The following is a 25,056-nucleotide window of genomic DNA, read 5'->3' as shown; positions in this document are numbered from 1 at the left end:
AAGGATGAGCCTCAAAGAAAATAGGCGGGAAAACGATGCGGACCCAGGTGGCGATTATCGGCGCGGGCCCGGCGGGTATGTTCCTGGCCCATCTGCTGCATCGCGCGGGCGTGGCCGCCGTCGTCCTGGAACGGCGGGATCGCCATTATGTCGAAAGCCGCGTGCGCGCCGGCGTGGTCGAGCAGGTCGCTGTGGACCTGATGACCGAGCTCGGCGTCGATGCGCGGCTGAAGCGCGAAGGGCTGGTCCATCACGGCGTCAACATCGTCAGCGACGGCGCCATGTTCCGGATCGGCTTCCCCGAGCTGACCGGCGGCCGCTCAGTCACCGTCTACGGCCAGTCCGAGGTGATGAAGGACCTGTTCGACGCCGCCCAGGCCCGCGATGTCCCCATCGTGTTCGACGCCGAGGCCGTCGCCCTGCACGACCTGGATGGCGAGCGGCCTTACACGACCTGGCGCGAGCACGGCGTCGAACGACGATTGGATTGCGACTATGTCGTCGGTTGCGACGGCTATCACGGGGTCAGCCGCGCTTCGATCCCGGCCGATGTGCTGAAAATCTACGAGAAGGTCTATCCCTTCGGTTGGCTGGGCATCCTCACCGATGCGCCGCCCTGCGACGACGAGCTGATCTACTGCAATCACGCGCGAGGCTTCGCCCTGGCCAGCATGCGCTCGCCGACCCGTAGCCGCTACTATGTGCAGGTCCCGGCCGACGAGGGGATCGAGGATTGGCCGGACGCGCGGTTCTGGGACGAGATGCAGCTTCGCCTCGGCGACGCGGGATCGCGCCTCGTCCGCGCCCCTTCGTTCGACAAGAGCGTGGCCCCGCTGCGCAGCTTCGTGGCCGAGCCCATGCGCTGGGGTCGCCTGTTCCTGGCTGGCGACGCCGCCCACATCGTGCCGCCCACCGGCGCCAAGGGCATGAACCTGGCCGTCTCCGATGTGAAGTTCCTGTCCGAGGCGCTGATCGCCCGCTATCGGGAGGGGACGGATGCAGGCCTCGACGGCTACTCCACCCGCGCCCTGGCCCGGGTCTGGAAGGCCGAGCGCTTCTCATGGTGGTTCACCAGCCTCACCCACCGCTTTCCGGAGATGACCCCGATCGACCAGCGGCTGCAGACAGCGGAACTCGACTATCTGCGAAGCTCGCGCGCCGCCCAGCAGGTATTCGCCGAGAACTATGTCGGCCTGCCCTTGCAGCATGGCGAACCCATCTTGGACAGGGCTGTGGCGTACGCCTGACGCTCAGCCGACCCGCATGCTGTGCAGGAAGGTGAACAGCGCCATCGCGGTGATTACGCCCAGCAATATGCGTAGCCCCAGAAGACCGGCGCGTGCGGCCGGGCTCAACGGCATCGGCGAATAGGGCTCTGGCGCGGCGCGGCCCCAGGCGGCGGCCTTGGCGACGGGGCGGGAAACGAGACGGGTCCGGTCCTGCATGGTCTTCTCCTTGGCTCAGCCGATCTTGACGCCGATGGCGCCGAGGAAGCCCACGACGGCGTATGCGCCGCCGGCGAGCGCGGTCAGGGCGGTGATGGAGACGCCCAGCACATTGGTCAGCCGCCCGTTCACATGCGCGCCCATGATCTGGCGGTCGTTGCCGAGCATCAGCAGGAACACCAGGGCCGAGGGCATCAGGATGGTCGCCAGCAGATTGGCGTTCAGTGAGATCGACATCAGGGGCGCGCCGGGGATCATCACCACCAGTCCGGCGAGCAGGGTCATGCCGATGTTGACGGCGTGGAACAGCGGGGCCTGCTTGGGCGAGGCGTTGAAGCTGCAGACCGCACCCTTGACCACTTCACCGACCGCATAGGCGCTGCTGGCCGAGATGGTCAGCATGGCCACAGCGCCCGCCTCGATCAGGCCGAGCGCGAACAGGCTGGCCCCGGGTGCGCCGATGAAGGGACGCAGCGCCTGGGCGAAACCTGCGCCGCCTTCGTAGCGGCTCATGTCCACGTGGTGGGCGAACAGAGGCGCTGCCGCCAGCAGGGCGGCGCATCCGGCGATCGCCGCCAGCACCGCGCCGAGCGCGGTGTTGATCCGGCCCTTGCGGATGTCGGAGCCGGTCATGCCCTTGTCGACGGAGGCGCTCTGCTGGAAGAACAGCATCCAGGGCGTGACCGTCGCGCCGATGTTGGACACCACCATCAGTAGGAAGGCCGACAGGGCGGCGTGGGGCAGCGGCCCCCAGGTGGCGACCGCGTGGGTCACGTCTGCGGTGGACGGCCTGGCCAGCACGGCCACCGCGACGAACACCAGGTTGAACACCGCCAGCCCCGCGCTCAGCCGCTCCCAGCGGGAATAGCGACCGCCCCATGACCCGGCCGCTACGAGAGCCACCGCGCAGACCACCGCCCCCCAGGCCGGGATGCCGAAGAAGCCCATGCCGAGGCGGATGGCGACCACCTCGGTGATCAGGGTGACGAAGTTGGTCAGCACCAGATCGCCGGCCGAGACCCAGCCCCAGAACCGGCCGAAGCGCTGGAACACCAGCTCGCCGTAGCCGCGCCCGGTGACCGCGCCGAGACGCATGGCCATCTCCTGCACCACATAGGCGGCGGCGAAGGTCAGCAGGATGAAGGGCAGGAAGAAGCCGATGCCGTAGCTGGCCCCGCTGCTGGCGTAGGACAGCATGCTGGGCCCGTCGTTCTCGCCCAGCATCGCCAGCACGCCCGGCCCCACCAGCAGCCCCATCGCCCCCGCCAGCCGGCGGCGCAGACCGGAAGCGCGGGGCTGCAGTCGCGCCCCTGCAGTAGGCGCAAAACTCGGGAAGAAGTCGGCGGTGGGGGCGAACGATTCGGCGGGTGGCGGCGACATGCTCAGGACCTCGCGGAGACAAGCTGGCGGAGCGAGTAGGGTTCCGGCCGGATCGGACACGCCGACCCGGCCGATCCGGGCGTCAGGCGGGCATCACCACAGACCTGATCTTGCCGAACTGCGAGGTCAGCGCAGGGTCCATGTTCAGGTGCGAGGCGATCAGGTCCGGCGGTGTGCAGGCCAGCCACTGGGTCAGCGAGATTTCAGCGAACTTGTCGTCCTTGAAAATCTCCATGAACACCAGATCGGTGGTCCCGGTGTTCTGGACGTAGTGGCCGAAGCTCTTCTTGACGTAGCCGAGATCACCGGGCCGGAAGTCGGCGGTCTGGGCGCGCGGTCCGGTGTTGAACACCGTCATCCGTGCCTCGCCGGAGATATAATACTGCCACTCGTCCGCATTGGGGTGCCAATGCAGCTCCCGCATCCCGCCCGGCTTGACGGTCACCAGGGCCGCCGCGATCGTCTTGGAGATCGGGAAGTTGCGGCTATCGATGATCTTCACCTCTCCGCCCTTGGTGACCTTGTTGGGCTTCATGTCGTTCATCGAGAAGGTGTACTCGTCCTGGGGCTCGCCCAGCGGCGAGCGGACGGCCCGCTGGGCGGCGTCCAGCGGCATGGGGTCCGGCCCCTGGTAGATCCACAGATCGTCGATCGGGATGTTCTTGAAGGCGCTGACCGGCAGGTTGAAGTTCTCGGCCAGCACCTCGGGGGGTGTGTGGGCCATCCATTCGGTGAGCAGCAGGGTGTTGAACTCCGACGAGTGGCCGTTGTCGAACACCAGCACGAACTCGGCGCCGGACGGCCCCAGTCCCTGGAGGGCGTGCGGCAAGCCGGGCGGGAAATACCAGAGGTCGCCCTGCTTCACATCGCGCACCGCCGGGCGTCCCTCGGTATCCATCACCGTGACGCGGCAATGACCGTCGACCATGACCGCCCACTCGGCCTGCTGGTGCCAGTGCAGCTCGCGCACGCCGCCTTTTCCAAGACGCATGTTCACGCCGGACACCGCGTCGGATATGGCGAAGTCGGCCTGGGTCACCTCGCGCGCCCAGCCGCCGCTTTGAACCCGCTTGTGCGCGTTGTTGAATGAGGACCAAAAGAGGTCGAGCCCATTGACGTCGGTGGGAGGGGGGTCCTGGAATGACGGAAACTGACCGGCCAGCGCCGGATTCTTCGGTCCCGGTTCGCTGAAGGCGCCGGGCGTGGTGTTCATCCTGCCTTCGGCCGGGCGATCGGGATTGCCGAAGCCGGCCGCGCTGGCCGCTGCACCCGCCGCCGCGACTGCGCCGCCGACCGCGCTGGCCGCAAGAATATTGCGCCTTGACAGATCTTTCATACAAATTCCTCCGAACGGCCCTTTGTCAAAAAGCATAAGCGGAGCAAAGGCCGCTCGCTCCACAAGCCATACATTTCACCCGCCCTCTCAAATCACCGTTGACCCGGCAATATTGGAGCGATTTAGATTGAATCAATCGCGGCGATCTAAGCCCTGGACGAAAGAACTCGAAAGAAATTACATTTATGACGCCTCATAATGACTGGGATGTTTGAGTCCAATTTACTGAAGACCTTTCTGGCGGTGGTGGAGACCCGGCACTTCACCGCCGCCGGCCGCCAGCTCGGTCTCAGCCAGTCCACCATCAGCCAGCACATTCGCCGGCTTGAGCTTGCGTCGGGACGTCAGCTGCTGGCGCGCGACACCCATGCGGTGGCGCTGACGGCGGATGGCAACGTCATGGCCGGCTTCGCGCGCGAGATCGTGGGCGCCAGCCAACGGGCGGCGGATCACTTCGCCGACACCGCCCCGCGGGGCCGGGTGCGCTTTGGCGTGTCGGAAGACCTGGCGCTGACGCGGCTACCAGAGATCTTGCGCAATTTCACCGCCGCCAATCCGTTGCTGAGCCTGGAGCTCAGCGTCGGGCTGACCAGCATGCTCTACCAGAAGCTGGACGCCGGCCGGCTGGACCTGGTGTTCGCCAAACGACGCGCCGACGACGATCGTGGCGAATTGGTGAAGACCGAACGCCTGGTATGGATGGCGCATCGCGAGTTCGCGGTGAACCCCGGAGCGCCCGCGCCCCTGGTGCTCTACCCCTCTTCGAGCATCACCAGCGCCTTGGCCGTGGAGGCCCTGAACCGCGCCGGACGCGCCTGGTTCGTCTCCTGCAGCAGCGAGACGCTCAGCGGGCTGCGCGCGGCGACCTTGGCGGGCCTGGGCGTCACCGCGCAGTCGCGCCTGCTGCTGCAACACAGCGACCTGGCCGAAGCGCCCGCCGAAGCGAACCTGCCCGAGGTCGGCGAGGTGGAGTTCGTCGTGCTGGGCCGCAGCGCCCGGCTCCAGGGCGCCAGCGCCGCCCTGGCCGAGGTCGTGCTGGAACACGGCCCCCAGCTGTGGTCCCGCCCTTGACGAGCCCGGAAGACACGCTGGATGCATCCGGGGTAGCCTTGGCCGCGCTCGCCATGCGAAAGGCGCGCTGAGTAATCCGTCCGAGGAGTTTCGCCCATGACCCTGCCCCTGACCGTCGGCCGCACAGCCGTGATCACCGGCGCCGCGAGCGGGATCGGCCTCGCCGCCGCCATTCGCTTTGCTGGCATGGGTCTGAACGTGATCCTGGCCGACCGGCCGGGCGAAGCGTTGGACAAGGCGCTCGCCGCCGTGCAGGCTGCAGCCGTCGACGGCTCCCAGGCCAAGGCCGCCGCCACCGACGTCGCCCGCTACTCCTCGGTCCACGCCTTGAAGACCCAGGCGACCGGCGCATTCGGCGACATCGCCATCCTGATGAACAACGCCGGCGTCGGCGCCAACCCGGGCAAGCCGTGGGAGAACCTGGCCGGCTGGGAAGCGCTGATGGAGGTGAACCTTTGGGGGCCGATCCACGGCGTCCAGGCCTTCGTCCCCGACATGATCGCAGCCGGCCGCCCGGCCCTGATCGTCAACACCGGCTCCAAACAGGGGATCACCCTGCCGCCCGGCAACAGCGCCTACAACGTCTCCAAGGCCGGGCTGAAGGCCTATAGCGAGTTGCTGGCGCACGAACTGCGCAGCGTCGCCGACGGCGCGATCACCGCCCATCTGCTGATCCCGGGCTTCACCTATACAGGTATGACAGCGCGTACGGAAAAGCCCCCCGCGGCCTGGGACGCCGACCAGGTGGTGGACTTCATGCTGGAACGCCTGGCCCAGGGCGACTTCTACATCCTGTGCCCCGACAACGACGTGGACCGGGCGACCGACGAGCGGCGCATCCAATGGATGGCCGATGACGTGATCCACAACCGCTCCGCCCTCTCCCGCTGGCATGCCGATTTTGGCGAGGCCTTCCAGGCCTTCGTCAAGACGCCTGCCGCCTGAGCGGAAGCGGGAGCGCCGCCTTGGCTTTCGACGCGCCCATAGCCGGGGACGGGCTGCGGATCGGGGACGTGCTGATCCCTGGCCGGGTGCTCGCCGCACCGATGACGGGCGTGACGGACCTGCCCTTCCGGCGGCTGGCCTCGCGCCTGGGCGCAGCCTATGTCGCCACCGAGATGGTCGCGTGCGCCGAACTCGCCAGCGGCCGTCCGGACGTGGTGCGTCGCGCCGCCATCGGCGATGGCCTGCCGCACATGGTGGTGCAGTTGGTGGGGCGTGAGGCGAGTTGGCTGGCGGCGGGCGCGCGCATGGCCGAAGCGGCCGGCGCCGACATCATCGACCTGAACATGGGCTGTCCCGCCAAGGAGGTGACCGGCGCGCTCGCGGGCTCGGCCCTGATGCGCGACCTGGACCAGGCGGAGAAGCTGATCTCGGCGGCGGTGAACGCCACCACCCGCCCGGTGACCCTGAAGATGAGGCTCGGCTGGGACGACGCGTCCCGCAATGCGCCGGAACTAGCCGAGCGCGCCGAGCGGGCCGGCATCCAGGCGATCACCGTGCATGGCCGCACCCGCTGTCAGTTCTACAAGGGCGCCGCCGACTGGCGGGCCGTGGCCGAGGTCAAGGCGGCGACCCGTCTGCCGGTGATCGTGAACGGCGACATCGTCGACGCCGCATCGGCGCGCTTGGCGCTGGACCTGTCAGGGGCGGATGCGGTGATGATCGGGCGCGGCGCTTATGGGCGCCCCTGGATGCTGGCGGCCCTGGACTGCAGCCTGGCGGGCGTGGATGCGATCCCCGATCCCGACCCGGAGATGCGGCTGGCGATCGTGATCGAACACCTGCGCGAATCCCTCGCCTTTTATGGCGATCGGCTGGGCCTGCGCATATTCCGCAAGCACCTGGGCTGGTATGTCGAACACGCACCCTGGCCTGCATCCGCCGTCGTGCGCCGGCAGGCCAAGGGCGATCTGTGCCGGCTGGAAAGCGGGGCCGAGGTCGAAGTGGGGCTCAAGCGTCTCTGGCTGGATTAGCGCGGGCGGTTCCGCCGAGCCGTTCGCACGATGGACACCAGCAGCATCGCCGCCAGCGGAAGCAACCAGAGCATCCGCATTTGGTAGCGCGCGAACGGCCCTGACAGCATCCCGCAGACGGCCGCGTTGATCGGTACGGCGAGGATCAGCAGCGACGCCGCCCAGCAGGCGATCCGTCCCCGGACATCGAGCTTCAAACCTTGTCCCCCGCGTGGCAGGCAAAGCCCTAGGCAGGCCGCCGAGACCGCCAGCGCCAGGATCGCGGTCAGCGCGAACAGCCCCGCCATGCCGTTGGGCGGCGCCCGCAGCGCACAGGTCCCCCGCTCGGGATCGCATCGGCCGGTCCCCTGGATCAGGCGCGGCAGGTGGGTGGTCTTCCAATAGGTGTCGACCAGATAGTAGCCCTGATCGCGCAATGGTTCGTTCAGGTCGTGGGCGGCGAGCTGAGCGCCCCAGTTGCGTATCGCCATCGCCAGCTCCTGGCCCGGCTGGTAGGCCACCGCGGCCAGGGCGAAGCGGAAGTCTTCACGATCCAACCGCAACCGCACGGGAAATTCGGCGCTGTTGTAGATGCCGAGTTCAGGCTCGTCGGCCCACAGGATGTCTTCGGTGTTGTTCAGGGGCAGACGGCGGAAGGCGCAGACCTGGAAGGGCGCGCCCTTGCCGCACGCATGCGCCAGGTAGGCCCGCCCCGGCCCGTCCGCCAGCACGCGTGCGGTCAGGAAAGGCGGGCGGCCCAGCTCGTCCCCCGTCCTCAGCTTCACCGCCACCCCATAGGCCTTCGCGGCCAGGACAGCGGCCAGGATCGCGGTCAGCACGAACCCGCTTCGCGCCAGGAGTTTGCGCCAGCCCGTCCCCAGCAGCGCCATGCCGGCGAGACCAAGCGTGGCTAAGGCGAGCGTCGTCGGAAGGTTGGAACCGTGGAAATTGACGCAGGCCGCTAGGCCCAGCCAGAGCAACACCTTCGCCCACAGCCCGAAGGTGTCCGCATAGGCCACGATCAGCACCGTGCTCACGGCGGCGAATCCGGCAAATACGTCGGGCATGGCGAATCCGGTGAACACCGGCAGGCTGGAGCCGAGGCAAAGCACGGCCATGATCGCGAAATAGCTGCGTGCGCGTCCTTCCGGCGCGAGGCGGCGCCAGATCAGATGCACCAGCGTCGCCGCCGCCAGCGCCTGGATCGCCGCCAGCGTCCACAACGACCCGACCGCCTGGGCTAGATAGAGCAGAAGTCCGTAGTAGACCGAGCGCGCGCCGTCCTGGTTATGCTCGGGCTCCTCGTCGCCGCCGCCGGGGTTGGAGAGACGGTAGCGCATCTCGGAGATGTCGAACGGCGGCTGGCCCTTCTGGGCCCAACGTTGGAGCGCGCGCACCACGCTGTGGCCCTGCGCATAGTAGTCGTCCGTATCGCTGAAGACGGTTGGGCGGCCGATCAGCACCGTCATCGCCACGAGCATCATCGCGCCGAGTAAAATGTTTCGAAACGCCCGCAGGATTACGGTGTAAGGGAAGCTTCGCCCCACACGAATCATGTCGCGCGGAAACTTTGTTTCTGAGCGGAGAAATATGTGGCGACTTGGAGGCGCGCTCGTCTCTGACACAGTTGGACGCAACTTCCGGAACATTTCCCGTTGTATTTATCGAACATGTGGGCGTGGCCCCAGCTCGGTGGATCGCCGAAGACTGTAGAGCGCTAGACGACGCGGCGTAACCTAGGGTGAGCGAACCGCCCTGCGGTAATTTGGCATACTATTTTAATTCCCTGTTTTTAAACGTTTTTATGCAATAATTTGCATTCCTACAATGTCGTAAGGTGGCGACGGCTGGCTCACGGCGAATAGGGGTTTAGTCTTAGTGTGGACCTGCGTATTGCGAGACCATGACCAACCTAGTGTTCCATGATCCGTCCGGTCGCCGAGCGCGCCGGGCAGGCTTCGGCGTGGGGCTGCTGCTCGCCGCCCTGTTTGCGATCCTAGGCGCCTTTGTCGCCACATTGGCCATCGCACCGAGCATTCCTGGCGTGACCTTCGCCAACCCGAGGGCGATGCATGCGCTGGACGGCCGCGTGGAGGTCCTGTCCAAACATCCCGCGTGGACCCGGCCGCCGCCGCGCGTGACCGGGGCGCATGGCTCCCGCACGCACCCGCTTTCCATCGGCTTCTATGTGAGCTGGGACGACACATCGCGCGAATCGCTGACCGACCACATCGGCCAACTCGACATCGTGTCTCCGCAATGGGTGTCGCTGAAGGGCGCCGACGGTCAGATCGATCCGACCACCGACGTCCGCGCCGACAAGCTGATCGCCGCCGCCCCGCATCGTCCCTCGGTGATGCCGCTGGTGCACAATTCCGACGACAAGCTGTGGAACGGCAAGCTGGCCGACCGCCTGCTCACCAGCGTCCCCGCCCGTCACGCCCTGATCGCCAACCTGCTGGCCTTGGCCAAGCAGCGCGGCTACGCCGGCTATGTCTTCGACCTGGAGAACATGTCCAAGGTGGGCCTGGCCGCCTACCCGAGCTTCATCGCCGAGGCCAACGCCGCATTCCAATCGAGCGGCCGCGAGATCTGGGTCACAGCGCCGTTCGACGATTCCGACTGGCCGTTGAAGGCCTTGGGGCAAGCCTCCGACACCCTGGTGTTGATGGCCTACGACGAACACTACTGGACCGGCGGTCCTGGTCCGGTCGCCAGCCAGGCCTGGTTCGAGAAGCACCTGACCGAAGGGTTCGGCGCGCTCGATCCCAACAAGACGGTGCTCGCACTTGGGGCGTTTGGCTACGACTGGGTCAAGGGCGGCCACGGCGACCCGGCCTCCTTCCATGAGGCGACGCTGACCGCCCAGGATGCGGGCGCGAAAATCCGCTTCGACCGCGCTGCGCTGAACCCGACCTTCAACTACGCCGACGAGGACGGCCAGCCGCATACCGTCTGGTTCCTCGACGCCGCGACCCTCTACAATCAGGTCCACATGGCCGACGCCTGGCGGCCGCGCGGCTACGCCCTCTGGCGGATGGGTACGGAAGACCCGGGCGTGTGGAAGATTCTGGGCAAGCCCTATGGCTCCGCCAAGGTCGGCGACCTGCGGGTCATGCCGCCGAGCGCCGATGTCGACTTCAACGGCACCGGCGAGGTGATGAACCCCATCGCCGAGCCCACCCCTGGGCTGCGGACGCTTTCCACCGATCCCGGTATGGGCCTGATCACCGGCGAGCGGTTCGACAAGATTCCCACCGCCTATGTCGTCCAGCGCCTGGGCGCGCATCCGGGCGAGATCGCGTTGACCTTCGACGACGGCCCCGATCCGCACTGGACGCCGCAGATCCTGAAGATCCTGAAGGAAAAGCATGTCCCCGCCACCTTCTTCGTTATCGGCGAGAACATGGAGACATGGCCCGAACTGGTTCGGCGCGAACTGGCGGACGGCCATATCGTTGGTAGCCACACCTATACCCACCCCAATATTGGAACCGTGTCCAACACCCAGGTCAACCTGGAGCTGAACCTCACCCAACGGCTGTTCCAGGTGATCACCGGACACACGATGCGGTTCTTCCGGCCGCCTTACCTGGGCGATGCGTCGCCCTCGACCCCGCGGGAGGTGGCGCCGCTGATCACGGCGCGCGACCTCGGCTATCTGAGCGTGGGCCTGCGGGTCGATCCCGACGATTGGAAGCGTCCCGATTCCAAGCTGATCGTGTCGCGCACCCTGGACCGGCTGAAGGACACCAATCCCGAGACGGCGGGCCAGGTCGTGCTGCTGCACGATTCGGGCGGCGACCGCAGCCACACCATCGCCGCCCTGCCCCACCTGATCGACGCCCTGCGCGCGCGCGGCTACCGCCTGGTCACTGTCGCCGAACTCGCCGGTCTCTCTCCCGCGCAAGCCATGCCGCCGACACGCGCCGAGCGCGGCCAACTGCTGCTGGATCGCGCGGCCTTCGACATCGTGCGCGAATTCGACAAGGGGATCACGGTCCTGTTCGTCAGCGCCATCGTCCTGGGCCTCGCGCGGCTGCTCTTCCTGTCCACGCTCGCCATCGTCCACCGCCTGCGCGCCGCCAAGCGACCCGAGCCGGAGTTCAGCGACGATCGCCCGCGCGCTCTGGTGACGGTGTTGATCCCCTGCTTCAACGAGGAGGCGGTGATCGTCGCCTCGATCCAACGCATCCTGCAGTCCTCCTGGCGCGAGCTTGAGGTGCTGGTGCTCGACGACGGCTCCAAGGACGCCACCGCAGCCCGGGTGCAGGCGGCTTTCGGCGAAGATCCACGCGTGCAGCTGATGAGCTTCACCAACGGGGGCAAGGCGGCGGCGCTCAATCGCGGGCTGAAGGCGGCCAAGGGCGATATCGTCGTCGCCTTGGACGCCGACACCCAGTTCCCGTCCGAAACCATCGGCCGCCTGGCCGCCTGGTTCCAGAACCCCAAGGTCGGGGCGGTCGCCGGCAACGCCCTGGTCGGCAACCGTATCAACCTGATCACCAAGTGGCAGGCGCTCGAATACGTCACCGCCCAGAATCTGGAACGCCGGGCGCTTTCCGCGCTGGGCGTGATCACCGTGGTGCCGGGCGCGGTCGGCGCCTGGCGCCGCAGCGCCATCGAGGCCCTGGGCGGCTTTCCCGACGACACCCTGGCCGAAGACCAGGATCTGACGCTGGCCGTGCAGCGCGCCGGCTGGGCCGTGGAGTTCGATCCGGAGGCCCGAGCCTACACCGAAGCGCCCCAGACCATGCGCGGCCTGCTCAAGCAGCGCTTCCGCTGGTCGTTCGGGACCCTGCAATGCGTGTGGAAGCACCGGGCCGCCATCCTCGAGACCGACCGCCCGTTGCTGGGCCTGGTCGCCCTGCCCCAGGTCTGGATGTTCCAGATCTTCCTGGCCCTGGTGGCGCCCCTGGTGGACGCGGCCGTGCTGTTCAGCCTGTTCTGGGCCGCGCTCGACTGGTTTTCTCACCCGACCGAGTGGGACCATCAGCTGCTGAACCAGACCCTGCTCTACTGGGGCGCGTTCGTGCTGGTCGACCTGTCCGCGGCGGCGCTCGGCATGGCGCTGGAGCGCGATGCGCCATGGGGAAGCCTCGGCTGGCTGCCGGTGCAACGCTTCGGCTATCGCCAGCTGATGTACCATGTGGTGATCAAGGCCGTGATCACGGCGGTGCGGGGACCGATCGTCGGCTGGAACAAGATCGACCGCAAAGCCACGGTGACCATGGACCATGGCCGTACCCGCGACGCCCAATCCCTGGGGCTGACGGTGAAAGGCTCCACCGCGACAGTGGGCGGCTAGGGCGGCGCTCGAAACGGCGCCGCCCGCCCGCAGGCCGTCAGATCATCATGCCGCCCGAAACCTCGATACGCTGTCCCGTGACCCAGCGGTTGTCGTCCGACAGCAGCGACGCGATCATCGGTCCAATATCCTCGGGCAGGCCGACACGGCCCAGGGCGGTGACCGAGGCGACCTGCTTGTTCATCTCGGGATTGTCGCGCACAGCGCCGCCGCGGAAATCCGTAGCGATCGCCCCAGGCGCCACGACGTTGACTGCAATGCCACGCGGCCCCAACTCCTTGGCCATGTAGCGGCTCAGCACCTCGACCGCGCCCTTCATCGTGGCGTAGGCGCTCGATCCGGGGAAGGCGAAGCGCGTGAGCCCGGACGAAATGTTCACGATCCGGCCGCCATCCGCGATTAGCGGCAGCAGCTTCTGGGTCAGGAAGAACACGCCCTTGAGATGGACATTGTACAGCTGGTCGAAGTCGGCTTCCTGGACCTCGGCGAATGGGGCGGCGTGACCCGCGCCGCCATTGTTGACCAGGTAGTCGAACCGCTCCACGCCCCAGGTCTCGTGCAGGGCGCGCCCGATTCCGGCCGCGAAGCCGTCGAAACTCGCGACGTCCCCGCTGTCGAGCGGCAGGGCGACGGCCTTGCGCCCCAACGCCTGTATGCCGGCGACCACGGCGTCCGATTCTGCATGATTTGAATGATAGGTGACGATGACGTCCACACCACGTTCGGCGAGGTTTAGGGCGGTGCTGCGTCCCAGACCTCGGCTGCTGCCGGTGACGATCGCCACCTTGCCTTCTGATTTAGTTGTACTTTTATCCGACATCGGAGGACTCCCAAGCCTATTGCGTGACGGCAACCTAGCGCGCTGCTGCGCCGATCCGAATGCTGGAAGGCGCACACTTCTTGCCTGATCCTACATTCAACGGGTTTGCGATGAAGCGGCGTATCCGTTAGGTTTGGGCGACCAGCGCAACGCCTTTCGCGAAAGATCGCCATGCCTACGCCATTGCAGGCGGCCGTCGCCGCCTACATCGCCGCTCACGGCGATACGGACGGCGTGCACCTGACCCAGATCGACAGGCTGGTGCTTATGCGGAGCCGTCGCGAAAGCCTGCCCCACCATGTGCTTTACCGGCCCACCCTCTGCGTGGTCGTGCAGGGCGCCAAGCAGGTGATGCTGGGCGACGATGTCTTCCACTACGGCGAGATGCAGGCGCTGGTCATCAACGTCGAACTCCCCCTGCTCGGCGGCGTCACCCGCGCGAGCGCCGACGAGCCCTTCCTAGGGATCGTGCTGGATTTCGACGTCGGCCTGATGCGCGAGATCATGGACCAGCTCGACATGCCGGTCCGGCCGAACGCCGCGACGAGGCCCTGCCTCTTCGTGCAGGATGTCGACGACCGGCTGGCCGAGTGCATGTTGCGGCTGATGCGGGTGCTGGAGACGCCCCAGGCGATCCCGATCCTTTCGCCGTCGATCATGCGGGAAATCTACTATTGGCTGCTGACGGGTCCCCATGGCGGCGAGATCTGCAAGCTCGCCCTGCCCAGCAGCCACACCCAGCGCATCGCCAACGCCATCCATGCCATGCGCGGCGACTTCGGCCGCCCGATCCGGGTCGAACAGTTGGCCGCCACCGCCAATATGAGCCCGACCTCGTTCCACCAGCACTTCAAGGCGCTGACGGCGATGACGCCGCTGCAATTCCAGAAGCATCTCCGGCTGCTGGAAGCGCGGCGGCTGATGCTGGCGGACGCCGCCAACGCCACGGACGCGGCCTATCAGGTCGGCTACGAGAGCGCGTCCCAGTTCAGCCGCGAATACGCCCGCATGTTCGGCGCGCCGCCGAGGCGTGATGTGGTGCAACTGCGGGCGGTCCCCGCGTAGAGGATCAGGGGCGCCGTCGGGCGACGCTTAGCCGAACGCCGCAGCGTAGCTATCGGGCTTGAAGCCGACGATCAGCTTCCCACCCGCTTCCAGCACAGGACGCTTGATCATCGAGGGCTGGGCCAGCATCAGCGCGATCGCCCGACCCTCGTCGAGGTTCGCCTTGTCCGCATCCGGCAGCTTGCGGAAGGTCGTGCCGGCGCGATTCAACAGGGTTTCCCAACCCACGACACGCGCCCAGTCTTCCAGCGCCGCGCGCTCGACGCCCTGCGTCTTGTAGTCGTGGAAGCGGTATTCGACGCCGTGCGCCTCGAGCCACGCTCGGGCCTTCTTCATCGTGTCGCAAGCCTTGATCCCGTGGATCACGACAGACTGGGTCATCGCGCGCGCCTTATGCCTGCGTCCCTCAGCGGCCTGCCGAAAGCACGCCGCTTTTCAGCAGGGCGAAGACCTTTTGGCCATAGGGGATCGGGTCGCTGCGCCCGCCATCGGCCAGCCACAGGCGCCGGGCGATCCCCAGCGTGGCGATCGCCACGCTGGCGCACAGATCGGCCTCGATCTCGGTGATCTTCCCGCCGAACCGGGTCCAGAGCCCGGTGCTCAGCGTGCGCTCCAAATCGCCGTTCTTGAGTTCGTCACGACTGCGCAAGGCCGGCGTGCGCTCGATCAGCTTGGTCACCACGGCGTGCTCTTCACCGCGCGGCATGAGCACCGCCATCACCGCCGCTTCCAGCACGCCTAGCGGTCCGCTCTGGGTCGGCTGCTCTGCGACGACGGCGCATAGATCGGAGCGCACCTGGTCCTGCCACGCGGCGACCAGTTCTTCCTTGGTCGAGAAATGGTGGAAGATAGTCCGCGGCGCGATCTCGGCCGTCTCGGCGATCTGCTGCAGCGTCGTCTGCTCGAATCCACGTTCGACGAACAGCTTGATCGCCACCTCGATCAGTCGTTGCTCCGTACGGAGACGTTTAAGCTCCCGCAGGTCGACGGAAACCGGTTCCGCTGTCTTCATGCCGCTCGTATTGGTCGGGGAAACCATGTGCTTCTGATACCCGATCGCGTCCAAATGCCAAGCTGGAGCCGGCCGGAATTCGCCCGACGTCGCCTCGCGGCGGCTGACTGCGCATCAATACCTGAAACTGTGCAACTCGCTGGGGCGAACAGCTTCAGTTCAACAATTTGCCCAGGACGGCGCCCAGGTCCGCCGGCGTATCGGGTTTGCGCAAGAGCGGCGATTCGCTGTTCAGCACTCGCCATTATGCGGACGTTGCAGTTTCCTCACCGAAGAGATGATCCGTAAACGGAGTGTATTCATAGACTCGGCCGCAGGGCGTAGAAATTCCTCGCGCACCGGGTTGTCTCCCGGATCGGAAATGTTCCCGCTGGCTTCGACGCACCTCCGCGACAGCTGCAATCTTCGCCTATAGGTTTTGGCTCGGGCTGTAATTCGTTGGATTCCACCACATGCTGATTCGCAGACAGTTGATGGCCGGGTGCGCCATCCTGGGCCTGATGCTGGGCGCTTCGCCAAGCTTGGTGCGAGCCGACCAACCTACGCCGATCAGATCTCGTATCGCGGCGGCGTTGGAAAACGTGATCACGCTGGATCAACCCGGCAAGACGGGGTTGCCACCGTTTGGGACGGCAACAAGTACGTCCAATGCCAGCGCCCGCCCGACCATCACCTGCGGTGCGAAGCGGCGGGCGCGCTCATGCAACCCTCGCTCCAGCACGTTCTGACGACCGAAAAGCTCTCACGTCTAGCCGCCCTGGGATGGCGGCTCGATCCGGATTTCGGCAACTACACCCATAGCTATCCGGCTGGCATGCCGGTTAATGGGATCGCGGACAGCCTCCTGGACACCCTGGCGCAGGCCTATGACGCCGACCTCCAGAACCTGGAAGTCGAGAGCAACTGGGTCGCCAGCGAGCCTTGCCCACCGCGCAACGGGCCCAGCCAGAATCTCGCGGGATCGGTCAACGACGCGCACGCCATGGCGGCCACGGCCGTGCACACATGCTTCTACACCCCGCCGCCGGGGCGAGACGTGGCGCCGACAGCCGACCTGTTCGGGATGTATGGGGCCAGGGCGACCGGGGAAATCCAGCGCTTGCGGGTCAACAGCGGTCGCCGGGTCTTCGTCGCGCTGGATACGGTATTCGGTTACGTCCAGTGCGAGCCGGAAACCTCTCCGGCCTCGATCTATTGCGAGGCCGTCTCCGCAGACAGCCGACCTGAACTGGCTAGCGTTCTCACGCCCGAGCGGCTGGCCCTCCTGCGTGCAGCCGGCTTCAAAGACCCCGGCCGGGCTCCGAACTACTGGAAGAGCTATCCCTTGGAGCTGTTCGACGATGCGGCCATCGCGCGCGAGCTGCTCGCGATCTTGCACGATGTCTACGGCTGCAGAGGCAAGCCGGAGCTAAGGTTCATCACCGAAAAGGGCGGTGATTGACCCCGGGCCCTACTCCCACTCGATCGTCCCCGGTGGCTTGGATGTGATGTCGTAGACGACGCGGTTGATGCCCTTCACCTCGTTGACGATGCGGGTGGAGGCGCGGTCGAGCAGGTCCCAGGGCAGGCGCGAGAACTCCGCCGTCATGCCGTCCACTGAGGATACAGCCCGCAGCGCGCAGACGTCCTCGTAGGTGCGCGCATCGCCCATCACGCCGACCGTCTTCACCGGCAGCAGCACGGCGAAGGCCTGCCAGATGGTGTCGTACATGCCGGCCTTGCGGATCTCGTCGAGCCAGATCAGATCGGCCTTCTGCAGCACCGCCACCTTCTCGGGCGTGACCTCGCCGGGGATGCGGATGGCGAGACCTGGGCCGGGGAACGGGTGGCGGCCGACGAACACCGGCGGCAGGCCGAGTTCGCGGCCGAGCGCGCGCACCTCGTCCTTGAACAGCTCGCGCAGGGGCTCAACCAGCTTCAGCTTCATCCGCTCGGGCAGGCCGCCGACATTGTGGTGGCTCTTTATCACATGCGAGGGGCCGCCGTGGACCGAGACGCTCTCGATCACGTCGGGATACAGGGTGCCCTGGGCCAGGAAGTCGGCGCCGTCGATCTTGGCGGCCTCGCGGTCGAACACCTCGATGAACAGCCGGCCGATGGTCTTGCGCTTGGTTTCCGGGTCGCTGACGCCCTTGAGTTCTCCCAGGAACTGATCGCCGGCGTCCACATGGATCAACGGGATGTTGTACTGGCCACGGAACAGCGAGACGACCTGGTCGGCCTCGCCCGAGCGCAGCAGGCCGGTGTCGACGAACACGCAGGTTAGTTGTTCGCCGATGGCCTCGTGGATCAGTACGGCGGCGACCGAGCTGTCGACCCCGCCGGACAGGCCGCAGATCACCTTGCCCTTGCCGACCTGGGCGCGGATGCGGGTGACGGCCTCCTCGCGGAACTTGGCCATGGTCCAGTCGCCCGACAGGCCGGCGATGCTGCGGGTGAAGTTGCGCAGCAGCAGGGCGCCGCGCGGGGTGTGCACCACCTCGGGGTGGAACTGCACGCCATAGAGCCGTCGGCCCTCGTCGGCGATTACCGCGAAGGGCGCCCCTTCCGACACCGCGATGGGCTCGAAGCCCTGCGGCAGGGCGCGCACGCTGTCCCCGTGGCTCATCCAGACCGGTTCGCGGTGGCCGATGGCGCCCAGGCCCTCGAACAGCGGGCTCTCGCGCACGATCTCGATCTCAGCGCGGCCGTATTCCGGCGTCCCGCCCTCCACCGACCCGCCGAGCTGGGCGGCCATGATCTGTTCACCGTAGCAGATGCCCAGCACCGGCACGCCGCGCTCGAACACGCTCTGGGGCGCGCGCGAGCTGCCGTCGTGCATCACGCTCTCGGGGCCGCCGGACAGGATCACCGCCTGGGGGCGGAACACGTCGAGGAAGGCGTCGTCCACCTTCTGGCAAGGATGGACCTCGCAGTAGACGCCGTCCTCGCGCACCCGGCGCGCGATCAGCTGAGTGACCTGGCTGCCATAGTCGACGATCAGGACGCGCTGGTGCTCGGGGGTTTGGGGGGCGCTCATGCGGTCCTTTCGAAGAGGGCGAGGAAGAACCCGTCGGTTCCGGTGCGGTTAGGGGTCATTTGCAGCATGTGGCCGCCTTGCGCCAACTGACCAAGGCGCGCACGGGCGTGATCGGTGAGGGCGGCGGTCTGTGCGGCCTGCTCGATCGGCAGCGGCTTGAAATCCGGATGGGCGGCGGCGAAGGCTATGGCGACATCGTCGTTCTCCACCGGCAGGACCGAGCAGGTGGCGTAGGCCAACCGGCCGCCAGGCCGCACCAGCCTTGAGGCGCGCGCCAGGATAACGGCCTGAAGCTCCGACAGACGCTTCACCGTCTCCTCGGTCAGCCGCCAGGCTCCCTCGGGATGACGCCGCCAGGTGCCCGAGCCTGAACAGGGCGCATCCACGAACACCAGGTCGGCTGTGGCGACCAGGTCCTCCATCCCCTCCCCGTTCGGCCCTAGCCGGCGCACCTCGGCGGCGACATCGGCGCGCTCCAGGCGAGAAGCCATGGCGTCGAGCCGCTTGCCGCTGACGTCGCAGGCGATCAGGCGGCTGCCCGAGCCCAGTTCTCCGAAGCCCGGCCCGTTGGTGGCGCGCATGGCGGCTCCGAGCGCCAAGGTCTTGCCGCCGCCGCCGGCGCAGTAGTCGATCACGATGAAATCCGGCCGCGCGCCCGCCAGGGCGGCGGCGATCTGGCTCGCCTCGTCCTGCACCTCGACCCAGCCGCTGGAAAAGGCGCGCATCCGCTGGACGTCGGGCGCCAACTCGGGCGGCAGGCGCAGGCCCAGCGCGCTGAACGGCGTGCGCGTCGGCTTAAGTTCGTCGACCTTGAGCAGGTTGATCGCCTGGTCGACGCTGCCACGCAGGCTGTTGACCCGCAGATCGAGCGGCGCGCGCGTGCCGATCAGGGTCGCGGCCTCCTGCATCCAGTCATCACCAAAGCGGGCCTTCAGCATCTCGGTCACGAAGGCCGGCGCGCCCGCCTGCACCCAATCGGGCGCATCCGGCGGCGGTTGACCCAGGCGTGCACGCTCATCGCCCGACAGCGGGGAGAGAGCATGGCCCTCTCCGCTCGCCAGGGCCTCGATCTCTTCGATCGACAGGTGATCGACATCGGCTAGCGAGGCCAGCACAAGGGCCCGTCCGCCCTCTTCGCCCATGCGCCAGACCAGGCGGGGTCGGGCGCGCAGCACCGCGAACACCCGCTCGTTGATGGCGCGGCGGTCCTTGGACCCGGCGTAGCGATGGGCCTTGCCCCAGGCGCGCAACACATCGTCGGCCGGCAGGCGGCCGGTGGCGAGCTGGTCCAGGACCTCGGCGGCGGCGCTGAGGCGGGCGGCGGGCGTCAAGCGGGCCTGAGGACGGCGAAGAGGATCAGCGCCAGTCCGACCAGGGAGATCGTCCACGCCAGCGAACGAACCATGGGCACGCCGAAGCCGTAGAGCGGCACGTAGGCGATCCGCGCCATCAGGTAGATCCAGGCGCCCCACAGGGTCAGCGCGCCCTCGCGATGCGCCACGTGGGCGATCAGGATGGCGGCGGCGAACAGCGGCAGGCATTCGAACAGGTTGGCCTGGGCCCGTTTCAACCGTCCGGTGACCACCCCTTCCGGCGGGCCGGGATCATCGCGGGGACCGGCGTTGTAAGCGGTCCCCGTCTCGCGGTTGCGGAACATCGCCGGCAGCAGGACCTGTACGATGGCCAGGACCAGGGTCCAGCCCAGCAGCGTGAGTTCCGTGGTCATGCCTGGGTCGGATAGTTGGGGGCCTCGCGCACGATCTGGACGTCGTGCACATGGCTCTCACGCAGGCCGGCGGCCGAGATGCGCAGGAAGCGCGCGCGGCGTTGCAGCTCGGGGATGGTCGGCGCGCCGACATAGCCCATGGCCGCCCGGAGGCCGCCGACGAGCTGATGCAAGATCGGCCCGATCGGCCCCTTGAACGGCACCTGGCCCTCGATCCCCTCGGGCACCAGCTTGAGGCTGTCGGTCACTTCCTTCTGGAAGTAACGATCGGCCGAGCCGTCGCCCATGGCCCCCACCGAGCCCATGCCGCGATAGGCCTTGTAGGACCGGCCCTTGTAGAGGAACACCTCGCCCGGCGCCTCCTCGGTGCCGGCGAACATCGAGCCCAGCATGGCGGTCGAGGCGCCCGCGGCGATGGCCTTGGCCAGGTCGCCCGAGAACTTGATGCCGCCGTCCGAGATCACTGGGACGTCGCCGGCCGCACGAACGGCCTCCATCACCGCGGTGAGCTGGGGCACGCCGACGCCCGCGACGATGCGGGTGGTGCAGATCGAGCCCGGCCCGATGCCGACCTTCACCGCATCCGCCCCCGCATCGACCAGGGCGCGCGCGCCGTCGTAGGTGGCGACGTTGCCGGCGATCACCTGGACACTGTTGCTCTCGCGCTTGATCCGCTCGACGGCGCGGGCGACGTGGATGGAATGGCCATGGGCGGTGTCGATGATCACCGCGTCCACGCCGGCGTCGATCAACGCCATGGAACGCTCGTAGCCCGCATCGCCCACGGTGGACGCCGCGCCCACCAGCAGGCGGCCCCGGTTGTCCTTGGCGGCGGACGGATAGGCTTCGGACTTCTCCATGTCCTTGACCGTGATCAGGCCGACCGCGCGATAGGCGTCGTCGACCACGATCAGCCGCTCGACCCTGCGGCGCTGCAATAACGCGCGGGCCTCGGCCTGGGTGCAGCCCTCACGCACCGTGATCAGGCCGTCCTTGGTCATCAGTTCGGCCGCGGTCAGGTTCGGATCGGCTTCGAAGCGCACGTCGCGGTTTGTGAGGATGCCTACCACCCGGCCCGTGTCCCGCTCGACCACGGGAAAGCCCGAGACCTTGCGCCGGGCCTTGATCTCGCGGACCTCGCCCAGGGTCGTGTCGGGATTGATGGTGATCGGATTGATCACCATGCCGCTTTCGTAGCGCTTGACCTCGCGCACCTGGTCGGCCTGTTCGAGCACCGACAGGTTGCGGTGGATAATGCCCATGCCGCCGGCCTGGGCCATGGCGATGGCCAGCCGACTTTCGGTCACCGTGTCCATGGCCGAGGACAGCAGCGGTATGTTCAGCGAGATTTCGCGCGTCAGGCGCGTCGAGGTGTCCACCTGGGTGGGCATGACCTCGGACGGACCGGGTTCGAGCAAAACGTCGTCGAAGGTGAGCCCTTCGCGAATCTCCATCGGGAGCCTCCATTTTGCGAGGCGGATATAGCGACGAGTGCGGCGGTGCGAAAGGGTTTACAGCGCGCACCCCGTCGTCGTGCGACCGAATGGAGCGCTTATCGTCCCCGCTCGACGCGGCAGCCCGTGGCCACGAGGTAGACTTCGGAGCTGTCGCTACGGCTGGCCTTGGGCTTGACGTGCTTCACATCGGTGAAGCCCGCCTTCAGATGAGCCAGGATGTCTCCCGCCGCGCCGCCCTGGAAGGTCTTGACCACGAAGCCGCCGCCCGGCTTGAGATTGGCCAGGGCGAAATCGGCGGCCGCCTCAATCAGGCCGACGATCTTAAGGTGGTCGGTTTGGCGGTGGCCGACGGTATTGTGGGCCATATCGCTGAGCACCAGGTCCGGCGGGCCGCCCAGCAGGTCCAGCAGCTGCTCGCCAACGCCCGGCGTGGTGAAGTCGGCCTCGATCAGGTCTGCGCCACGGATCGGGTCGATGGGCAGCAGGTCCACACCCGCCACCGCCGACGCTCCGCGCTTCAGCGCCACCTGGACCCAACCGCCTGGCGCCGCGCCCAGGTCGATCACCCGCAGGCCGGAGCGCAGCAGACCGAAGCGGTCATCGATCTCCATCAGCTTGAACGCCGCACGCGACCGCCAACCCTCGGCATGGGCGCGTTGGACGTAGGGGTCGTTGAGCTGGCGCTCCAACCACTTCTGGGAGGAGGCGGTGTGTTTGCGCGAGGACTTGAGGCGGTCGGCCGAGGCGCGCCCGGCGGGATCGCCGCTGGTCGGCGCACGCACCATGCGGCGACGGTCTTCAGGTTCGCTCATGATGCACTACCTACTGTCGCCGGGGCCGGTCGTGAAGAACCTCGCCGCCGTCGGCGTTGTCCCGATGATCCGCCCATGAGCGACAACAATATCCCTTCGCGCAGCCCACGATCGGCCACGCGCACCCGATCGCACGGCCAGAGCTCCTGGACCGCCTGCAAAATCGCCGCGCCGGCCAGCACCAGGTCGGCCCGATCGGGCCCGATGCAAGGCTCCGCCGCCCTATCCTTGGGGCAGAGGTTCATCAGCCGGTCCGCCGCGGCCGTACAATCCGCACGGCGCAGCCAGAGCCCGTCGACCTGGGAACGGTCATAGCGTTTCAGTCCCAGATGCATGCCCGCCAGGCTGGTGATCGCCCCCGACGTGCCGACCAGATGACCCCGCCCGGAAGCGAATACGGGCCGCAGTTTTTCGGCGTGGGTAAAGCCCTCGATCTCGGCCCGCATATGATCGACCATGGCCCGGAACCATTCGGCGGTAGGGACTTCGGGTTCAGGAAAGCGCTCGGCCAGGGTGACCACCCCAACGGGCGCCGAGAGCCACGCCCGGATCGGCAGACGATGCAGGTTCGTCTGGCTGCCCTCCTTGCCCAGCGAATTCCCACGAAGATCGACCCAGGAGAGTTCGGTGGACCCGCCGCCGACATCGACCACCAGGGCGGCGGACGCCTTGCGGTCCAACAGGTTGACGCATCCGGCCACCGAAAGGCGCGCTTCTTCCTGAGGGGTGATCACTTGGAGCTTCAAGCCGGTGCGGCGCTCCACCTCGGCGGTGAACTCCGCCCCATTCTCCGCTTGGCGGCAGGCCTGGGTCGCCACGGCGCGAATCCGCGTGACCTTGCGGCGGTTCACCTTGTCGGCGCAAATCTGCAAGGCGGCGTGGGCGCGGTGCATCGCCGCCTCGTCCAGCCGGCCGGTATGCGACAGCCCCTCGCCCAGCCTGACGATCCGCGAAAACGCTTCCACGATTCGAAAGCCCCGGCCGGCGGGGGTGGCGATCAGCAACCGGCAATTGTTGGTGCCGAGATCGAGCGCTGCAAAACAGTCCATATCGGTGTGGCGAGACCGCCGCAGCGTCGATAACTCTGACGCCTGCGCGCCTCCGTCCGACATCGAACCTCCAGGGGCCCCGCACCGACATGGCGCAGCCCCGCTTGCGGCGACTGTAACAAACCGACGACGCTACGCGAACCCTCGCCTTGCGGGTGGACGTGTTCGGATCAGGTCCCTACGCTGACAATGTTCATCCAACAGTCATATCGGCGGGCCGATCATCGCTAGCATGGAAGCACGCGTCGCCAGATTCCGGCTTGGGCAGGTGGTGAAACACCGTGTCTATCCGTTTCGCGGCGTGATCTACGACGTGGATCCGCAGTTCAACAACACCGAAGCCTGGTGGCTGGCCATCCCCGAGGCGGTTCGCCCCCGCAAGGACCAGCCCTATTATCACCTGCTCGCGGAGAACGAGCAGAGTTGTTACACCGCCTACGTTTCCGAGCAGAACCTGCTGCCCGACGAAACGGGCGAACCGATCGGCCACCCCGACGCCTCCGAACTCTTCAGCGACTTCACGGATGGCGAATATCGGTTGCGCCCTCGGGCCGCCCATTGAAGACTCACCGTCCAAGCGCCCTCGTCTGCGCATCGAGGCCGCGGTAGGCTGTGTCCGGTAGGAGTTGGATTACGCTATGAGCGCGGATGGCTTTTTAGGCGCCCCTCCCGAAGGCGCGGCGGCGGACTGGACCATTCCGCAGGGCTGGGACCGCTACACGGCCCAAGAGCACCAGACCTGGGTGACCCTGTACGAACGCCAGTTCAAGGTTCTGCCTGGCCGGGCCTGCGACGCCTTCCTGCATGGCTTGGAGGCGCTGGACCTGCACGGCGACGGCATTCCCGATTTCGAGCGTATGAGCGAGCGGTTACGCGCCCTGACCGGCTGGACTGTCGTGGCCGTGCCGGGCCTGGTGCCGGACGACGTGTTCTTCGACCACCTCGCCAACCGCCGCTTTCCCGCCGGCAACTTCATCCGCCGCCCCGACGAGTTGGACTATCTGCAGGAGCCCGACGTCTTCCACGACGTGTTCGGCCACGTGCCCATGCTCACGGACCCGAGCTTCGCGGACTATATGGCCGCCTACGGGCGCGGCGGGGCGCGGGCGTTGCAGCTGGGCCAGCTCCACAACCTCGCGCGCCTGTACTGGTACACGGTGGAGTTCGGGCTGATGCAGTCGCCGCAGGGCTTGCGGATCTATGGCGCCGGCATCGTGTCCTCGCGCGCCGAATCGATCTTCAGCCTCGAGGACGGCTCTCCCAACCGGATCGCATTCGATCTGGAACGGGTGATGCGCACCCCCTACCGGATCGATGATTTCCAGCAGGTCTATTTCGTCGTGCCCTCCATAGAGACGCTGCAGGAGGTCACTCAGCGCGACTTCGGGCCGATCTATCAGCGGCTGACCCAGGCGCCGGACATCGCCATCGACGCCATCGCCGATGACGATGAAGTCCTGAGTCGAGGCGACCAGGCTTATGCGCTCGAACGAGCACATGGTCAGACCGTCTGACCGTGTCTCCGGCGCCACAGCGCGCCATGCTGCAGCGCAACGCAATGCTGCATTGCAATATGGGGTGGCCGAACGCTTTTTGGCCGT

At 67.1% G+C, this 25,056-nt stretch carries 22 protein-coding genes; 9 read left to right on the top strand and 13 right to left on the bottom strand.

Going from position 1 to position 25,056, the window contains the following annotated elements; all coding sequences use genetic code 11:
• Positions 1-35: 35 nt before the first annotated feature.
• The gene (gene pobA / locus GSQ87_RS07870; protein WP_158914955.1) at positions 36-1,247 is read left to right on the top strand and encodes a 4-hydroxybenzoate 3-monooxygenase; all 1,212 of its coding nucleotides are present in this window, start codon (positions 36-38) and stop codon (positions 1,245-1,247) included.
• Positions 1,248-1,250: 3 nt separating this feature from the next.
• Here pobA and GSQ87_RS07865 read toward each other — a convergent pair whose 3' ends face one another.
• The 3 genes from GSQ87_RS07865 to GSQ87_RS07855 form a co-directional block, all read right to left on the bottom strand.
• Positions 1,251-1,445: a hypothetical protein gene (locus GSQ87_RS07865; protein WP_158914954.1), complete on the bottom strand. Its 195-nt coding sequence runs from the start codon at positions 1,443-1,445 to the stop codon at positions 1,251-1,253.
• Between the two features lie 15 nt (positions 1,446-1,460).
• On the bottom strand, positions 1,461-2,825 hold the full coding sequence (locus tag GSQ87_RS07860) for an NRAMP family divalent metal transporter (protein ID WP_158914953.1): 1,365 nt from the start codon (positions 2,823-2,825) through the stop codon (positions 1,461-1,463).
• Between the two features lie 82 nt (positions 2,826-2,907).
• A complete protein-coding gene (locus GSQ87_RS07855) occupies positions 2,908-4,161 on the bottom strand; it encodes a cupin domain-containing protein (protein ID WP_158914952.1) in 1,254 nt (417 codons plus the stop codon).
• Positions 4,162-4,359: 198 nt separating this feature from the next.
• On the opposite strand from GSQ87_RS07855, the gene GSQ87_RS07850 reads away from it, so the two are divergent.
• The 3 genes from GSQ87_RS07850 (at position 4,360) to dusB (ending at position 7,208) form a co-directional block, all read left to right on the top strand.
• Positions 4,360-5,232 (top strand): LysR substrate-binding domain-containing protein, encoded by an 873-nt coding sequence (locus tag GSQ87_RS07850; RefSeq protein WP_216839128.1) that lies wholly within the window; start codon positions 4,360-4,362, stop codon positions 5,230-5,232.
• Between the two features lie 96 nt (positions 5,233-5,328).
• Positions 5,329-6,177, top strand: a complete 849-nt coding sequence (locus GSQ87_RS07845) for an SDR family NAD(P)-dependent oxidoreductase (protein WP_158914951.1) — start codon at positions 5,329-5,331, stop codon at positions 6,175-6,177.
• A 20-nt stretch (positions 6,178-6,197) separates the two neighbouring features.
• Positions 6,198-7,208 (top strand): tRNA dihydrouridine synthase DusB, encoded by a 1,011-nt coding sequence (gene dusB, locus GSQ87_RS07840; protein WP_256375877.1) that lies wholly within the window; start codon positions 6,198-6,200, stop codon positions 7,206-7,208.
• On the opposite strand, the gene GSQ87_RS07835 is transcribed toward dusB, so the two are convergent.
• Positions 7,205-8,668: a hypothetical protein gene (locus GSQ87_RS07835; protein WP_158914950.1), complete on the bottom strand. Its 1,464-nt coding sequence runs from the start codon at positions 8,666-8,668 to the stop codon at positions 7,205-7,207. The two genes, dusB and GSQ87_RS07835, sit on opposite strands and share 4 nt — an antisense overlap.
• 422 nt (positions 8,669-9,090) lie before the next feature.
• On the opposite strand from GSQ87_RS07835, the gene GSQ87_RS07830 reads away from it, so the two are divergent.
• Complete coding sequence (locus GSQ87_RS07830) at positions 9,091-12,495, top strand: polysaccharide deacetylase family protein (RefSeq protein ID WP_158914949.1); 3,405 nt, start codon at positions 9,091-9,093, stop codon at positions 12,493-12,495.
• Positions 12,496-12,532: 37 nt separating this feature from the next.
• On the opposite strand, the gene GSQ87_RS07825 is transcribed toward GSQ87_RS07830, so the two are convergent.
• Positions 12,533-13,279 carry an SDR family NAD(P)-dependent oxidoreductase gene (locus GSQ87_RS07825; protein WP_371416658.1) on the bottom strand — a complete coding sequence of 249 codons (747 nt, stop codon included), beginning with the start codon at positions 13,277-13,279 and terminating at the stop codon, positions 12,533-12,535.
• 207 nt (positions 13,280-13,486) lie between these two features.
• Between GSQ87_RS07825 and GSQ87_RS07820 the strand changes: the two genes are divergently transcribed.
• Positions 13,487-14,380 carry an AraC family transcriptional regulator gene (locus GSQ87_RS07820; RefSeq protein WP_158914947.1) on the top strand — a complete coding sequence of 298 codons (894 nt, stop codon included), beginning with the start codon at positions 13,487-13,489 and terminating at the stop codon, positions 14,378-14,380.
• A gap of 27 nt (positions 14,381-14,407) precedes the next feature.
• Here the strand turns inward: GSQ87_RS07820 and GSQ87_RS07815 are convergent, their stop codons facing one another.
• Together GSQ87_RS07815 and GSQ87_RS07810 are read right to left on the bottom strand one after the other, a co-directional pair.
• Positions 14,408-14,761 carry an ArsC family reductase gene (locus tag GSQ87_RS07815; RefSeq protein ID WP_158914946.1) on the bottom strand — a complete coding sequence of 118 codons (354 nt, stop codon included), beginning with the start codon at positions 14,759-14,761 and terminating at the stop codon, positions 14,408-14,410.
• 25 nt (positions 14,762-14,786) lie between these two features.
• Positions 14,787-15,419: a TetR/AcrR family transcriptional regulator gene (locus GSQ87_RS07810; RefSeq protein ID WP_158914945.1), complete on the bottom strand. Its 633-nt coding sequence runs from the start codon at positions 15,417-15,419 to the stop codon at positions 14,787-14,789.
• 673 nt (positions 15,420-16,092) lie between these two features.
• On the opposite strand from GSQ87_RS07810, the gene GSQ87_RS07805 reads away from it, so the two are divergent.
• Positions 16,093-16,833, top strand: a complete 741-nt coding sequence (locus GSQ87_RS07805; protein ID WP_216839125.1) for a hypothetical protein — start codon at positions 16,093-16,095, stop codon at positions 16,831-16,833.
• 9 nt (positions 16,834-16,842) lie between these two features.
• Here GSQ87_RS07805 and guaA read toward each other — a convergent pair whose 3' ends face one another.
• The 6 genes from guaA to GSQ87_RS07775 form a co-directional block, all read right to left on the bottom strand.
• Positions 16,843-18,411 carry a glutamine-hydrolyzing GMP synthase gene (gene guaA / locus GSQ87_RS07800; RefSeq protein ID WP_158914944.1) on the bottom strand — a complete coding sequence of 523 codons (1,569 nt, stop codon included), beginning with the start codon at positions 18,409-18,411 and terminating at the stop codon, positions 16,843-16,845.
• Entirely contained in the window at positions 18,408-19,742 is a 1,335-nt protein-coding gene (locus tag GSQ87_RS07795; protein ID WP_158914943.1) for an RsmB/NOP family class I SAM-dependent RNA methyltransferase, read from the bottom strand. The genes guaA and GSQ87_RS07795 overlap by 4 nt, the downstream gene beginning before the upstream one ends.
• A complete protein-coding gene (locus GSQ87_RS07790) occupies positions 19,739-20,137 on the bottom strand; it encodes an MAPEG family protein (RefSeq protein WP_158914942.1) in 399 nt (132 codons plus the stop codon). The genes GSQ87_RS07795 and GSQ87_RS07790 overlap by 4 nt, the downstream gene beginning before the upstream one ends.
• A complete protein-coding gene (gene guaB, locus GSQ87_RS07785; protein WP_158914941.1) occupies positions 20,134-21,591 on the bottom strand; it encodes an IMP dehydrogenase in 1,458 nt (485 codons plus the stop codon). The genes GSQ87_RS07790 and guaB overlap by 4 nt, the downstream gene beginning before the upstream one ends.
• Positions 21,592-21,689: 98 nt before the next feature.
• Positions 21,690-22,406, bottom strand: a complete 717-nt coding sequence (locus tag GSQ87_RS07780; RefSeq protein WP_158914940.1) for an RlmE family RNA methyltransferase — start codon at positions 22,404-22,406, stop codon at positions 21,690-21,692.
• Complete coding sequence (locus GSQ87_RS07775) at positions 22,403-23,455, bottom strand: Ppx/GppA phosphatase family protein (RefSeq protein ID WP_254062819.1); 1,053 nt, start codon at positions 23,453-23,455, stop codon at positions 22,403-22,405. The genes GSQ87_RS07780 and GSQ87_RS07775 overlap by 4 nt, the downstream gene beginning before the upstream one ends.
• 232 nt (positions 23,456-23,687) lie before the next feature.
• On the opposite strand from GSQ87_RS07775, the gene hspQ reads away from it, so the two are divergent.
• Complete coding sequence (hspQ, locus tag GSQ87_RS07770) at positions 23,688-24,017, top strand: heat shock protein HspQ (protein ID WP_158914938.1); 330 nt, start codon at positions 23,688-23,690, stop codon at positions 24,015-24,017.
• A gap of 76 nt (positions 24,018-24,093) precedes the next feature.
• On the top strand, positions 24,094-24,969 hold the full coding sequence (phhA, locus tag GSQ87_RS07765; protein WP_158914937.1) for a phenylalanine 4-monooxygenase: 876 nt from the start codon (positions 24,094-24,096) through the stop codon (positions 24,967-24,969).
• Positions 24,970-25,056: the final 87 nt, after the last annotated feature.

This window comes from Caulobacter sp. S45, from assembly GCF_009765965.1.
Lineage (GTDB): Bacteria > Pseudomonadota > Alphaproteobacteria > Caulobacterales > Caulobacteraceae > CAHJWH01.
This window is presented reverse-complemented; position numbering and strand designations above follow the sequence as displayed.

What these genes read in the sequence shown, in the direction of transcription:
- GSQ87_RS07850 (WP_216839128.1), top strand. Translation starts at nt 4,360, where the DNA reads ATGACTGGGATGTTTGAGTCCAATTTACTGAAGACCTTTCTGGCGGTG.
- GSQ87_RS07845 (WP_158914951.1), top strand. Translation starts at nt 5,329, where the DNA reads ATGACCCTGCCCCTGACCGTCGGCCGCACAGCCGTGATCACCGGCGCC.
- GSQ87_RS07820 (WP_158914947.1), top strand. Translation starts at nt 13,487, where the DNA reads ATGCCTACGCCATTGCAGGCGGCCGTCGCCGCCTACATCGCCGCTCAC.
- GSQ87_RS07775 (WP_254062819.1), bottom strand. Translation starts at nt 23,455, where the DNA reads ATGGACTGTTTTGCAGCGCTCGATCTCGGCACCAACAATTGCCGGTTG.
- GSQ87_RS07860 (WP_158914953.1), bottom strand. Translation starts at nt 2,825, where the DNA reads ATGTCGCCGCCACCCGCCGAATCGTTCGCCCCCACCGCCGACTTCTTC.
- GSQ87_RS07815 (WP_158914946.1), bottom strand. Translation starts at nt 14,761, where the DNA reads ATGACCCAGTCTGTCGTGATCCACGGGATCAAGGCTTGCGACACGATG.
- GSQ87_RS07810 (WP_158914945.1), bottom strand. Translation starts at nt 15,419, where the DNA reads ATGGTTTCCCCGACCAATACGAGCGGCATGAAGACAGCGGAACCGGTT.
- phhA (WP_158914937.1), top strand. Translation starts at nt 24,094, where the DNA reads ATGAGCGCGGATGGCTTTTTAGGCGCCCCTCCCGAAGGCGCGGCGGCG.
- guaB (WP_158914941.1), bottom strand. Translation starts at nt 21,591, where the DNA reads ATGGAGATTCGCGAAGGGCTCACCTTCGACGACGTTTTGCTCGAACCC.
- GSQ87_RS07865 (WP_158914954.1), bottom strand. Translation starts at nt 1,445, where the DNA reads ATGCAGGACCGGACCCGTCTCGTTTCCCGCCCCGTCGCCAAGGCCGCC.
- hspQ (WP_158914938.1), top strand. Translation starts at nt 23,688, where the DNA reads ATGGAAGCACGCGTCGCCAGATTCCGGCTTGGGCAGGTGGTGAAACAC.
- GSQ87_RS07805 (WP_216839125.1), top strand. Translation starts at nt 16,093, where the DNA reads ATGCAACCCTCGCTCCAGCACGTTCTGACGACCGAAAAGCTCTCACGT.
- GSQ87_RS07830 (WP_158914949.1), top strand. Translation starts at nt 9,091, where the DNA reads ATGACCAACCTAGTGTTCCATGATCCGTCCGGTCGCCGAGCGCGCCGG.
- GSQ87_RS07855 (WP_158914952.1), bottom strand. Translation starts at nt 4,161, where the DNA reads ATGAAAGATCTGTCAAGGCGCAATATTCTTGCGGCCAGCGCGGTCGGC.
- GSQ87_RS07780 (WP_158914940.1), bottom strand. Translation starts at nt 22,406, where the DNA reads ATGAGCGAACCTGAAGACCGTCGCCGCATGGTGCGTGCGCCGACCAGC.
- guaA (WP_158914944.1), bottom strand. Translation starts at nt 18,411, where the DNA reads ATGAGCGCCCCCCAAACCCCCGAGCACCAGCGCGTCCTGATCGTCGAC.
- GSQ87_RS07835 (WP_158914950.1), bottom strand. Translation starts at nt 8,668, where the DNA reads ATGCTCGTGGCGATGACGGTGCTGATCGGCCGCCCAACCGTCTTCAGC.
- pobA (WP_158914955.1), top strand. Translation starts at nt 36, where the DNA reads ATGCGGACCCAGGTGGCGATTATCGGCGCGGGCCCGGCGGGTATGTTC.
- GSQ87_RS07790 (WP_158914942.1), bottom strand. Translation starts at nt 20,137, where the DNA reads ATGACCACGGAACTCACGCTGCTGGGCTGGACCCTGGTCCTGGCCATC.